The sequence below is a fragment of the Nonomuraea sp. B1E8 genome, from assembly GCF_039871515.1.
In the GTDB taxonomy this organism is placed as follows: Bacteria; Actinomycetota; Actinomycetes; order Streptosporangiales; family Streptosporangiaceae; genus Nonomuraea.
In genome coordinates this window covers 251,906-263,647 of record NZ_JBDPLS010000004.1, presented here as the reverse complement: position 1 = coordinate 263,647, position 11,742 = coordinate 251,906, and the positions used below count along the sequence as shown (strand labels likewise).

The following is an 11,742-nucleotide window of genomic DNA, read 5'->3' as shown; positions in this document are numbered from 1 at the left end:
GTTGGAGCGGCCCCTCTCCTTCCTCCGGCGCGGCGGCTACAACCTTGACAGAATCTTGACCGGCGTAATGGGCAGGTCGCGCACGCGATGACCGGTCGCGTGGTGCACGGCGTTGCCGATGGCCGCGGCCGTGCCGACGATGCCGATCTCGCCGATGCCCTTGCTGCCCATCGGGTTGAGCTCGCCGTCCTGCTCGTCCAGCCAGACCGCCTCGACGTCCGGCACGTCGGCGCAGGCGGGCACGTGATACTGCGCCAGGTCCCTGCGCAGGAACCCGCCGAACTCCTCGTCGGTGAGCGTCTCCTCCATCAGCGCCATCCCGAGGCCCATCGTCATCCCGCCGATGAACTGCGACCTGGCCAGCTTGGGCTCCACGATGCGCCCGGCGGCGAAGACGCCGAGCAGGCGCGGCACGCGGATCTCGCCGGTCACGGAGCTGACCCGGACCTCGGCGAACTGCGCGCCGAAGGCGTGCCTGGCCAGCTGCGCGTCGTTCCCGACCTCGCCGGTGGTGTCGGCGCGGCCCTCCTTGCCGTCGCCGTTCCTGAGCTCCTCGCAGGCCCGTACGACGGCCGACCCCCACGAGGCGGTGCCCATGGAGCCGCCGGCGACGGGCGCCTCCGGCAGGTCGCTGTCGCCGAGCTCGACGTGCACCTGATCGGGTGGGACGCCGAGCGTGTCCGCGGCGATCCTGGCCAGCGCGGTACGGGCGCCGGTGCCGATGTCGGCGGCGGCCACCTGGACGACGTGGTCACCGTCGCGCAGGAAGACGAACGCGCTGGCCGGGCGGCGCCTGGACGGATAGGTGGAGGCGGCCACGCCGGTGCCGACCAGCCACTCCCCCTCGCGCCTGACGCCGGGCTCGGGGCCGCGGTGCCGCCAGCCGAAGCGGCGGGCGCCCTCGCGCAGGCACATGACGAGGTTGCGGGAGCTGAACGGCAGCCCGCCCTCCGGCTCGGCGTCGGCGTCGTTGACGACGCGCAGCTCGACGGGGTCCATGCCGAGGGCGCAGGCGAGCTCGTCCATGGCGGACTCGAGCGCGTACATGCCGGGGCACTCCCCCGGCGCGCGCATCCACGACGGGGTGGCCACGTCGAGCCGGACCAGCCGGTGCGCGGTGCGCAGCGCGGGCGTGGCGTACATGACGCGGGCCGGGGTCGCGGTCTGCTCGGCGAACTCCACCAGCGTCGAGCTCTGCTCGTACGCCACGTGCTCCACCGCCGTGAGCCGGCCGCCGGCGTCCGCGCCGAGCCGCAGCCGCTGGATCGTCGGCGTGCGGTAACCGGTGACGTCGAACATCTGCTGCCGGGTCAGCGCGATCTTGACCGGGCGGCCCGCGGCCCTGGCCGCCAGGGCGGCGAGCACGGCGTGCGGCCTGGTGGAGCCTTTCGACCCGAAACCGCCGCCGACATGCCTGGACACCACGCGCACGTCCTCCTCACGCAGGCCGAACGTCCGCGCGATGGTGTCGCGGTCGGGAGACGCGCCCTGCGTGCTGTCGTAGACCAGCAGCCTGCCCTCGGGGTCCCACACCGCCAGGGCGGCGTGCGGCTCCATCGCGTTGTTGTGCAGGACAGGCGTCGAGTACGTCACGTCGACGCTCGCGGCGGCGCCGGCGAGACCCGCCTCGACGTCGCCTTTCACGGTGTCGGACGGGTAATCGGGGTTGACGACGTCCGGCCGGTAGAAGCCGGGATGGCCGGTGCGGAGGGCGACGTCGTGGTCGTCCGGGTCGTACTCGACGCGCACGGCCGCGGCGGCGGCGCGGGCGTTCTCGTAGGTGCCGGCGACGACGGCGGCGACGATCTGGCCGCGGTAGGCGACGTCGCGGCTCTGGAAGAGCGCCAGCTCGGCATCGGCGTCCTCGGCCAGCCGGGGCGGATCCTCGCAGGACAGCACGGCCAGCACGCCGGGCATCTCGCGGGCCTCGGCGTCGTGGACGCGGACGATGCGGCCCTTGGCGACCAGCGACTGCACGATGTAGGCGTAGGCGACGGCTTCGACCGGGTATTCGGCCGCGTACGTGGCCAGCCCGGTGACCTTGACGCGGCCCTCGACGCGGTTCACGGTGCCAGCTCCTCGAGGGTCGCGACGATCAGATTCCTGGCCAGCGGCAGCTTGTAGGCGTTACGCGGCAGCGGGCGGGCCTGCCCGAGCTCGGCCTCCGCGGCCTCCAGGAACGCCGCGCCGGTGGCGGGCCCGCCGACCAGCAGCCGCTCGGCGCGCGCGGCCCGCCACGGGACGTGGGCCACGCTGCCGAGCGCGATGCGGCAGTCGCGCACGACACCGTCGGAGCCGACGTCGAGCGAGGCGGCGATGGACACGAGCGCGAACGCGAACGACGCCCGCTCGCGCACCTTCCGGTAGGCGGAGGCCCCCGGCGGCGGTGCGGGCAGCTCCACGGCCGTGATCAGGTCGCCGGGTTCCAGCACCGTGTCACGTTCCGGCTCGTCGCCCGGCAGGCGGTGCAGCCCGGGCATCGGGATGATCCGGTCGCCTCCCGGGCCGGTGACGTGCACCTCGGCGTCCAGCGCGGCCAGCGCGACCGCCATGTCCGACGGGTGGGTGGCCACGCACGCGCCGGAGGCGCCGAGCACGGCCAGGTTGCCGTGGTCGCCTTCGATGGCCGGGCAGCCGGAGCCCGGCCGGCGCTTGTTGCACGGCCTGCTCACGTCCTGGAAGTAGGCGCAGCGGGTGCGTTGCAGCAGGTTGCCGGCCACGGTCGCCATGTTGCGCACCTGCCCGGACGCCCCGGCCAGCACCGCCCGCGCGAGCATCGGGTAGCGGGTGCGCACGAGCGGGTCGGCGGCGAGATCGGTGTTGCGCACGGCCGCGCCCACGCGGAGCCGGTCGCCGACCGGCTCGATCACGTCGAGAGGCAGCCGGCTGACGTCCACCAGCAGGTCGGGCTCGGCCACGCCGAGCCGCATGAGGTCGACCAGGTTGGTGCCGCCGCCCAGGTACATGGTGCCGGGCCGGAACCGGCGCACGGCGTCGGACGGGCTGCCGGCGCGGGCGTACTCGAAGCGCTTCACGGGGCGGCCTCGGCGATCGCCTTCACGATGTTGACGTAGGCGCCGCACCTGCACAGGTTGCCGCTCATCCGTTCCCTGATCTCCTCGGGCGTCAGCTCGGGATCGAGCGCGACATCGCCGGTGACGGCGCTCGGCCCCGGCTCCCCCAGCATGCCCACGGCCGAGCAGAGCTGCCCCGGCGTGCAGTAGCCGCACTGGAACGCGTCGTGTTCGATGAAGGCCGCCTGCAGCGGGTGCAGGTCGTCCCCTTCGGCCAGCCCTTCGACGGTGGTGACCTCGGAACCGTCCACGGCGACCGCCAGCGCGAGGCACGCGTTGGCGCGCCGCCCGTCGACGAGGACCGTGCATGCGCCGCACTGCCCGTGGTCACAGCCCTTCTTGGCGCCGATCAGCCCCAGCCTCTCGCGCAGCAGATCGAGCAGCGACATCCGCGGGTCGACGTCGACCGCGCGCGGTGCGCCGTTCACCTTCAGGGTGATGTCCATGGCGCACGACTACCCGACGCCCTCGCGCAACAATCCTGAGCACGCCAAATCCAGACGGAGCCTTGATTTGCCCAGTTTTGCGGAGACGCTGCCGGGTAGCGCGGCGGTCATGGGGCGGGCCATGGACGAACAGACGACGGACTCCGCGGCGATCCTGACCGTGAACGCCGGCTCGTCGAGCCTGCGCCTCGATCTCGTCCAGGGCGGCAGCGTGATCGACAGCGCGCACGCTGGGCGCGCCGCCGCCCCTGACGCCGCGCGGGAGGAGCTGTCGGCGTTCCTCGGCGGCCACTTCGACCGCGACATCAGGGCCGTGGCGCACCGGCTGGTGCACGGCGGCGAGGTCGTGCGCGCCCCGGCGGTCGCCGACGACGAGACGGCCGCCGCGTTGCGCGGCGTCACGGGCCTGGCGCCGCTGCACCTGCCGCCCGCGCTGGCCCTGCTGGACGCCGCCCGCGAGCAGCTGCCCGCCGTGCCGCACGTGCTCTGCCCCGACACCGCCTTCCACGCCGGCCTGCCGGACGCGGCGGCGGTCTATCCGCTGCCGTCCGAATGGCGCAGGCGGCACGGCCTGCGCCGGTACGGCTTCCACGGCCTGTCGTACGCCTGGGCCGCGGGCCGGGTGGCCGACCTGCTCGGCAGGCCGCTCGCGGAGCTGGACCTGGTGCTGGCGCACCTGGGCGGCGGCTGCTCCGTGTGCGCGGTGTCGGGCGGGCGCAGCCTCGACACCTCGATGGGGTTCACTCCGCTCGACGGGCTGCCCATGAGCAAGCGCTCGGGCAGCGTGGACCCGGGGATGCTGGTGTGGCTGCTGTCGGAGGGCCACCTGTCGGTGGCGGAGCTCGGCGAAGGGCTGGAGCGCCGGTCGGGGCTGCTCGGCCTGTCCGACGGCCTGTCCGGTGACACGCGCGACCTGGTCAAGGCCGAGCGCGACGGTGACGACGCGGCCGCGCTGGCATTGCGCGTGTTCGGCCACCGGGTGAGCAGGGAGATCGCCGCCGCGGCCACCTCGCTCCGGCGGATCGACGCCCTCGTGTTCACCGGGGAGATCGGCTGGGACCAGCCCGAGGTGCGCGAAGCCGTCTGCGGCCGTCTCGGCCTGCTCGGCGTGCTGCCTCCCGTACGCGGCAACCGCCACGACGACGGGCCGGTCAGCGCGCCCGGCGCCGCCGTACCCGTCCTGGTGGTCCAGGCACGCGAGGAGCTGCAGCTCGCCCGCGAGTGCCTGGACGTCCTCGCGGACACGGATTCCTGACGGAGCGCCGCCAGGCCCTCGGGCCGGCGCCGCCGTTGACCGCGGCGCCCGGCGTTTGGACGACTGTCGGTGGCGGGTGATTGGATCCCTGCTGTGGAGGCGTCGGTCGAGCAGCTCGTCTACGTCCGCGAGGACGCATACACCGTGGCGCGCATGAGCGCCGACGGCGTGCCCGGCTTCGTGGCCACCGGGCGGGCGCTGGGCGGGGTGCAGCCGGGCGAGACGCTGCGGTTGTCCGGCGACTGGAGCAGGCATCCGCGCCACGGCAGGCGGTTCGCGGTGAGCGCGTGCGAGCGGGTGACGCCCTCGTCGGTCCGCGCCATCCGCATCTACCTCGGGTCGGGGCTGATCAGGGGCATCGGGCCGCGGCTGGCGTACGCGATCGTCGACCACTTCGGCGAGGCCACGCTCAAGGTGATCGACGCCGAGCCGGAGCGGCTCACCGAGGTGGTCAACATCGGGCCGCAGCGGCAGGGGCAGATCGTCCAGGCGTGGCAGGAGCAGAAGGCGATCGCCGCGCTCATGGTGACGTTGCAGGGCCTGGGGGTCAGCCCGCTGCTGGCCGCGAAGATCTACCAGGTGTTCGGGCCCGACGCCGACGAGGTCCTGGCCACCGACCCCTACACACTCATCGGGCGGGTCAGGGGCATCGCCTTCCGCGTCGCCGACAAGATCGCTCTGCAGTCGGGGGTGCCCGAGCGCAGCCCGCAGCGGGTCAAGGCGGCCCTGCTCGACCGCGTCGAGGCGGCGGGCAACCGCGACGGCCACTGTTTCGTGCCCGTCGCCGCCCTGGTCAGAGAGACGGCGGAGCTGATCGAGCAGGACGAGGAGCTGGTGCGGCCGATGGTCGACGCGCTCGTGGGCGAGCGCCGCCTGGTCGTGGAGACCGCCCCCGACCGGCCCGGGCAGGCGGTCGCCTACGCCAAGCACGTCCACGCCCGCGAGGTGGCGCTGACCGAGCAGCTCACCCGGCTGGCGCGGGCCCGCTCCACGCTGCCGCTGCGCGCCTTCCGGGAGGACCCTGAGCTCCACGACGACCAGCGCGCCGCCGTCAACATGGCGCTGACCAGCACGCTCTCCCTCCTCACCGGCGGCCCGGGGTGCGGCAAGAGCCACACGGTGAAGGCCATCGCGACCACCGTCAGGGCCGCGGGCGGCACGGTGACGCTCACCGCTCCCACGGGCAAGGCGGCCAAGCGGTTGTCCGAGCTCACCGGGCTGCCGGCCATGACCGTGCACCGGATGCTCGCCCAGCAGCCCGATCCCGACCCCGAGACGCTGTTCGACGAGCGGCCCGCCCAGGCCGACCTCATCGTGGTCGACGAGGCGTCCATGCTCGACCTGCACCTGGCGACCCGGCTGACCGCGGCCGTGCCGTCCGGCAGCCACCTGCTGCTGATCGGCGACAGCGACCAGCTCCCGAGCATCGGTCCCGGCGACGTGCTGGCCGACCTGCTGCGCGTCACGGAGATCCCGCGGGTCCAGCTCACCCACGTCTTCCGGCAGGCGGGCGGCAGCGGCATCGTCGACGCCGCCCACCGCATCCGCGCCGGCCGGTCGCCTGCGGTGGGGGGCGGGTTCTGGTTCGAGGAGCTCGACGATCCCGAGCAGGTCGCCCGGCGGGTCGCCCACCTGGCGATGGTGGCGATCCCGCGCAAGCAGCAGGTCGAGCCCGACCAGGTCCAGGTGTTGTGCCCGATGCGCCGGGGCGAGACGGGCGCCGTCGCGCTCGGGCGGCTGATCCAGGACCATCGCAACCCCGCCGCCGACGGCAAGGCCGAGCACTGGTCGGGGGCGACGGTGTTCCGGGTGGGCGACCGGGTCATGCCGATCCGCAACAACTACGACAAAGGAGTCTTCAACGGCGAGACCGCGACCGTCACCGCGGTGATCCCGGAGGAGCGGACGATCCAGATCCGCACCGACGACGGCGAGAGCGTGCGCTACGGGTTCGACGAGCTCGACGATCTGACCCATGCCTACGCCATCAGCGTGCACCGCTCGCAGGGCAGCGAATACCCGTTCGTGGTCGCGCCGATCGTGGCCGAGGCCGGGGGCGTCATGTTGCGGCGCAAGCTGCTCTACACGCTGGTCACCAGGGCCAAGGCGTGGGTCGTGCTCGTCGGCCAGCGCGAGGCGCTGGAGCTGGCGGTGCACCGGGTGGGCCGGCGCAGGAACACCGGCCTGGCCCGTCGCCTGGCTCTCAGCCTCGAGAGCTGACGTCGCCCGCCGTGGCCCGGGCACATGCGGTTGACGGGCGCGGGACCATGGGGTGGTGGACGAGCGTCGCCTGACACGGATCTCGAAATACCTGGCCCGGCACCTGCGGCACGACCCTCAGCGCATCGGGCTGACGCTCGACGCCCAGGGATGGACGCCGGTCGACGAGCTGCTGCGGGCCGCCGCCGAGCACGGGTTCCCGTTCACGGAGGCGGAGTTGGGTCAGGTCGTCGCGTCCAACGACAAGCGGCGCTACACGATCGCGGACGGCCGCATCCGGGCCAACCAGGGGCACTCGGTGCCCGTCGACCTCGATCTGCCCGCCGTCGCCCCTCCCGAGACGCTCTATCACGGCACCGTGAGGCGGTTCGTGGCGGCGATCAAGGAGGAGGGGCTGCGGCCGATGAGCCGGCACCACGTGCACCTGTCGCCCGATCGGGAGACGGCCACGCGGGTGGGCGGCCGCCGGGGCGTTCCCGTGGTGCTCGTGGTGGCGGCCGGGGCGATGCACAGGGACGGGCACGTGTTCCTGCGCAGCGCCAACGGGGTGTGGCTGGCCGACCACGTGCCGCCCGGCTACCTCCGCTTCCCCTCAGGCTGATCGACGGTGAGCGCGGGCCAAGGTCCGTGTGGGTGCCCGCTTACCAGACGCCCCGTCGCCTCCTGTCTCCCTGCGGCTCGCTCGAAGTCTGCCTGCCGGCCCCTCGGGTCCGACGGCCGCCCCGGACGACGTCGCCCAGGTGGGAGCGGCCGACGGTCATAGCGGGGTGGCGTGGCGGAGCGCGTCGCGGGCGGCCATGAGAGCGAAGCCGAGCAGGTTGAGGCCCGTCCACGTCGCGGGCGAGGCGGCGCGCTCGTCAGTGGCCGCCAGGCCGATGCCCCACACCCGGTCGAGCGGGCTCGCCTCCACCAGCACCCGGTTCGACGTTCCCAGCAGGAACGCGGCCAGCTCCGCGTGCTGCCCGAACTTGGCGACGCTCCCCCGCACCACGATGTCGTAGCAGTGGGTGTCCCACGTCGCCTCGTCGAAGCCGCGCACGGTGCGGCCGAGGGCTTTGGCCTCCCCAGGGTGGCCGGCGGCGAGGATCTTGGCCGCGCTTTCCTCGTCACCGAACAACCACGCCTTGTGCGCCATCATGTAGTGCTCGGCCGTGGCGTACGTGTGCCCGTCCTCGTGGAACGTGACCGGCCACCACTGGCTGAGGCAGCCCGGGCCCGGTCCGCCGTCGCGGGCCGGCCGGTGGCCCCAGAAGAAGAGGAACTTGAGTGACCGACCGGCGCGTTCCGCGGCGATCGCCTCGTCGACGGTCATCGGCAGGGGGGCTTCGTCTGGCACGACCTCAACGTACAAGACCCGACCCGGCTCCAGCCGTCCCGCGCCGGGCCGCCCGGTCCGGGCGCCGGCCGGGCGCTGGGCCGGGCCGTCGGGTAAAGAACGCGCACCCAGGGGCTACCCGGTCGGGCGCCGGGTAGCCGGAGCGCATGGGAAAGAAGAAGGAACCGGCCGAGGGTGACGAGGTCACCTGGCGCAGCCACGGCTCCACCGCCAAGGGCAAGGTGGAGAAGAAGCTCACCAAGAGGCAGAAGGAGGCCGGCCGCACGGTCGCGGCCTCTCCCGAGGAGCCGCAGTACGTGGTGCGCAGCGAGAAGAGCGGCAAGAAGGCCGTGCACAAGCCGTCGGCGCTGCGCAGGGAAGGCTCGTGAGCGAGGACCGCCGGGAGGTCGCGGCCGAGTTCGGCAAGTCCGTGAACATGACCGCCGGCGAGCTCGAACGCTGGCTGGCCACCGACGAGTCCCGGGCGGTCGGACAGAAGGACGGCGGCGGCGAGTCGGTCGGCCACGAGTCCGGCAGGAAGATCGTCGACCTCCTCCGGAGGAAGAAGGGAGACTGGACGGACGACGACTACGACCACATGAAGAAGGTCGTCGGCTACGTCCACCGCCATCTCGCGCAGCGTCCTTCCGGCGACCTCAAGGCGTCCAGGTGGCGTTACTCGCTGATGAACTGGGGCCATGATCCACTCAAGTGACGCGGGGCGTGTTCACGGTCAGACGACTCGGGTGCGCCGGCGCCCTGGAAGGCTGTTACCGTAGTGCGCTGTGAGCAGGGGAGTCTCTCGGCTTCGACTGCCTGCTGAGGGTTCCCTAGGGGCGTTCACGATGCGTGACATGCGGGGCGGCGATCGATGATGAGCGCGACACCGCCCTTTCCAGCCAGATTCCGGCATCCCGCCCAGCTCGTGGTCGCCGCGTTCGGCCTGGCCGTGGCCGTCGGCACCACCCTGCTCTCGCTACCGGTCGCCACCGAAGAAGGCGAGGCCACGGACACCGTGGTCGCGCTGTTCACCGCCGCCTCGGCCGTCTGCGTCACCGGGCTGGCCGTCGTCGACACCGCGTCACACTGGTCGGCGTTCGGCGAAGTGGTGATCGCCGGGCTGTCCCAGGCGGGCGGCCTCGGGATCATGACGCTTGCCACCCTGTCCACCCTGCTCCTCTCGGGCCGGCTGGGGCTGCGGAAGCGGATCGCCGCCCAGACGGAGACCAAGACGCTGAGCATGAGCGACGTGCGCAAGCTGGTGCGCAAGCTCTTCCTCTTCAGCCTGGCCTGCGAGGCCGTCGCCGCCGTCCTGCTCACCGGCCGCTTCGTCATCGGCTACGGCGAGTCCTTAGGCCGCGCCGCCTACCTGGGCGCCTTCCACGCGATCTCGGCCTTCAACAGCTCCGGGTTCGTGCTCTGGCCGGACAACTTCACCCGGTTCGTCGCCGACCCGTGGATCTGCCTGACCATCGCGACCGCGGCCATCGTCGGCGGGCTGGGCTTCCCAGTGGTGTTCGAGCTGGCCCGGTCATGGCGGCATCCGAGCAGATGGACGGTGCTGACCAGGATCACCGTCGCGGTGACCGTGACGTTGCTGGCGCTCGGCACGCTCGTCTTCCTGGTCACCGAATGGCGCAACCCCCGGACGTTCGGCCCGCTCGACGACGGCGGCAAGCTGCTGGCCGCCTTCTTCACGTCGGTGATGCCGCGCTCGGCCGGGTTCAACGTCGTCGACATCGGGCAGATGTACCCATCGAGCTGGCTGGCCACCGACCTGCTGATGTTCATCGGCGGCGGCAGCGCCGGCACCGCGGGCGGCATCAAGGTGACCACGATCGGGATGCTCGCGTTCATCGTCTGGGCCGAGCTTCGCGGGGAGAGCAGGGTGAACATCGGTCACCGGCGGCTTCCCGAGACCACGCAGCGCCAGGTGGTCACGATCATGGTGATGGGCGTCGCGCTCGTGACCGTGTCGACGTACGCGCTGCTCGCGCTCACCCCCCACAGGCTGGACCAGGTGCTGTTCGAGGTGATCTCGGCGTTCGGCACGGCGGGCCTGTCCACCGGCATCACCCCGGCCGTCGGCACGGCCGGGCACCTGCTGCTGACTGCGCTGATGTTCATCGGCCGGATCGGCCCTCTCACCCTGGGCTCCGCCCTGGCACTCAACAGGCGCGCCCGCCACTACGAACTACCCGAGGAGCGAGTCATCGTTGGCTGAGTACAAAGGCGACCCCGTCGTCGTCATAGGGCTGGGGCGGTTCGGTACGTCCCTGGCGCTTGAGCTCACGCGCCGAGGCACCGAGGTGCTGGCCATCGACAGCCGGCCCAAGATCACGCAGAGCCTGGCCGGGCGGATCACCCAGATCGCGACCGCGGACGCCACCGACATCGAAGCGCTGCGCCAGCTCGGAGTGTCCGACTTCTACCAGGCGGTGGTGGCCGTGGGCAGTGACATCGAGGCCAGCATCCTGACCACGTCGCTGCTGGTCGAACTGGAGATCAACGACATCTGGGCCAAGGCCATCAGCACCCAGCACGGCCGTATCCTCAGCCGCATCGGCGCCCACCACGTCGTCTTCCCCGAGCACGACATGGGCGAGCGGGTCGCCCACCTGGTCAGCGGCCGGATGCTCGACTACATGCAGGTGGACGACGACTTCGCGCTGGCCAAGACCACGCCGCCCAAGGAGTATGTCGGCATCCCGCTCGGCCAGTCCAACCTGCGCCGCAAATACGGGGTCACCATCGTGGCCGTCAAGCCCTCGGGCGAGGAGTTCACCTACGCCACCGCCGAGACCGAGCTGTCCTACGGGGACGTGGTCCTCGTCTCCGGCCGTACCGAACAGGTCGAACGCTTCGCGGAGCTGCCATGAGGGCTAGGCTCGTGCTGCGGAGGTCATGATGCGTGCACGTGATCTCACGGTCGAGTTCCCCACCGTCACCATGGACACCCCGGCGCTGGAGGCGGCCAGGCTGCTGGCCGAGCGCGACCTGCCCGGGCTCATCCTGGTCGACGGCGCCGGGATGCCGGTCAGCATCCTGCCCGGCACGCAGGTGCTGCGCCTGGCGGTGCCCGCCTACTGCCGGGAGGACCCGGCGCTGGCCCGGGTGGTCGACGAGGCCCACGCCGACCTCTTCCTGCGGCAGCTCGGGGGGCGCACCGTACGCGAGTGCCTGCCGGAGCAGCCGCGCGAGCTGCCGGTGGCCGACGTGACGGCGACGGTGCTGGAGCTGGCGGCGCTGATGGCGCGTACGCGCAGCCCGCTCGTGGCCGTCGTGGACGACGGACGGCTGGCCGGCGCGGTCACCCTGCAATCCCTCCTCGACCACACCCTCGAACTGTAGCCCCCACCCTCCTGGCGCCCGGCGCCGCGGCCCGCTTCGTGCCGTGACCTTCGCCCTCCGGGCATCCCGAGCCGTGACCTG

Annotated in this window: 12 protein-coding genes; 8 read left to right on the top strand and 4 right to left on the bottom strand. The window is 72.5% G+C overall.

All coding sequences use genetic code 11. The features are described 5' to 3' along the window. Positions 1-36: 36 nt before the first annotated feature. Genes ABGA98_RS16195 through ABGA98_RS16185 form a run of 3 tightly spaced genes read right to left on the bottom strand, consistent with a single transcriptional unit; the run spans position 37 to position 3,520 of the window. The gene (locus ABGA98_RS16195) at positions 37-2,067 is read right to left on the bottom strand and encodes a xanthine dehydrogenase family protein molybdopterin-binding subunit (protein ID WP_347619113.1); all 2,031 of its coding nucleotides are present in this window, start codon (positions 2,065-2,067) and stop codon (positions 37-39) included. Next, positions 2,064-3,035: a xanthine dehydrogenase family protein subunit M gene (locus tag ABGA98_RS16190; protein WP_347619112.1), complete on the bottom strand. Its 972-nt coding sequence runs from the start codon at positions 3,033-3,035 to the stop codon at positions 2,064-2,066. Before ABGA98_RS16190 ends, ABGA98_RS16195 begins: the two co-directional genes overlap by 4 nt. Then, positions 3,032-3,520 carry a 2Fe-2S iron-sulfur cluster-binding protein gene (locus tag ABGA98_RS16185; RefSeq protein WP_347619111.1) on the bottom strand — a complete coding sequence of 163 codons (489 nt, stop codon included), beginning with the start codon at positions 3,518-3,520 and terminating at the stop codon, positions 3,032-3,034. The genes ABGA98_RS16190 and ABGA98_RS16185 overlap by 4 nt, the downstream gene beginning before the upstream one ends. A gap of 121 nt (positions 3,521-3,641) precedes the next feature. On the opposite strand from ABGA98_RS16185, the gene ABGA98_RS16180 reads away from it, so the two are divergent. The 3 genes from ABGA98_RS16180 (at position 3,642) to ABGA98_RS16170 (ending at position 7,596) form a co-directional block, all read left to right on the top strand. Beyond that, entirely contained in the window at positions 3,642-4,775 is a 1,134-nt protein-coding gene (locus ABGA98_RS16180; RefSeq protein ID WP_347619110.1) for an acetate kinase, read from the top strand. Between the two features lie 93 nt (positions 4,776-4,868). Then, positions 4,869-6,995, top strand: coding sequence for an ATP-dependent RecD-like DNA helicase (locus ABGA98_RS16175; protein WP_347619109.1), 2,127 nt, complete (start codon positions 4,869-4,871; stop codon positions 6,993-6,995). Positions 6,996-7,050: 55 nt separating this feature from the next. Further along, positions 7,051-7,596, top strand: coding sequence for an RNA 2'-phosphotransferase (locus ABGA98_RS16170; RefSeq protein ID WP_347619108.1), 546 nt, complete (start codon positions 7,051-7,053; stop codon positions 7,594-7,596). Positions 7,597-7,752: 156 nt separating this feature from the next. Here the strand turns inward: ABGA98_RS16170 and ABGA98_RS16165 are convergent, their stop codons facing one another. Continuing rightward, positions 7,753-8,307 carry an NADAR family protein gene (locus ABGA98_RS16165; RefSeq protein WP_347619458.1) on the bottom strand — a complete coding sequence of 185 codons (555 nt, stop codon included), beginning with the start codon at positions 8,305-8,307 and terminating at the stop codon, positions 7,753-7,755. A gap of 170 nt (positions 8,308-8,477) precedes the next feature. On the opposite strand from ABGA98_RS16165, the gene ABGA98_RS16160 reads away from it, so the two are divergent. From ABGA98_RS16160 to ABGA98_RS16140, 5 genes are all read left to right on the top strand, one after another. Next, entirely contained in the window at positions 8,478-8,699 is a 222-nt protein-coding gene (locus ABGA98_RS16160) for a DUF2945 domain-containing protein (RefSeq protein WP_347619107.1), read from the top strand. Then, positions 8,696-9,025 carry a DUF3140 domain-containing protein gene (locus ABGA98_RS16155; RefSeq protein ID WP_347619106.1) on the top strand — a complete coding sequence of 110 codons (330 nt, stop codon included), beginning with the start codon at positions 8,696-8,698 and terminating at the stop codon, positions 9,023-9,025. Before ABGA98_RS16160 ends, ABGA98_RS16155 begins: the two co-directional genes overlap by 4 nt. Positions 9,026-9,181: 156 nt before the next feature. Next, positions 9,182-10,534, top strand: coding sequence for a potassium transporter TrkG (locus ABGA98_RS16150; protein ID WP_347619105.1), 1,353 nt, complete (start codon positions 9,182-9,184; stop codon positions 10,532-10,534). After that, positions 10,527-11,189, top strand: coding sequence for a TrkA family potassium uptake protein (locus ABGA98_RS16145; RefSeq protein ID WP_132599844.1), 663 nt, complete (start codon positions 10,527-10,529; stop codon positions 11,187-11,189). Before ABGA98_RS16150 ends, ABGA98_RS16145 begins: the two co-directional genes overlap by 8 nt. A gap of 28 nt (positions 11,190-11,217) precedes the next feature. Continuing rightward, positions 11,218-11,661 (top strand): CBS domain-containing protein, encoded by a 444-nt coding sequence (locus ABGA98_RS16140; RefSeq protein ID WP_347619104.1) that lies wholly within the window; start codon positions 11,218-11,220, stop codon positions 11,659-11,661. The last annotated feature ends 81 nt before the right edge of the window (positions 11,662-11,742 follow it).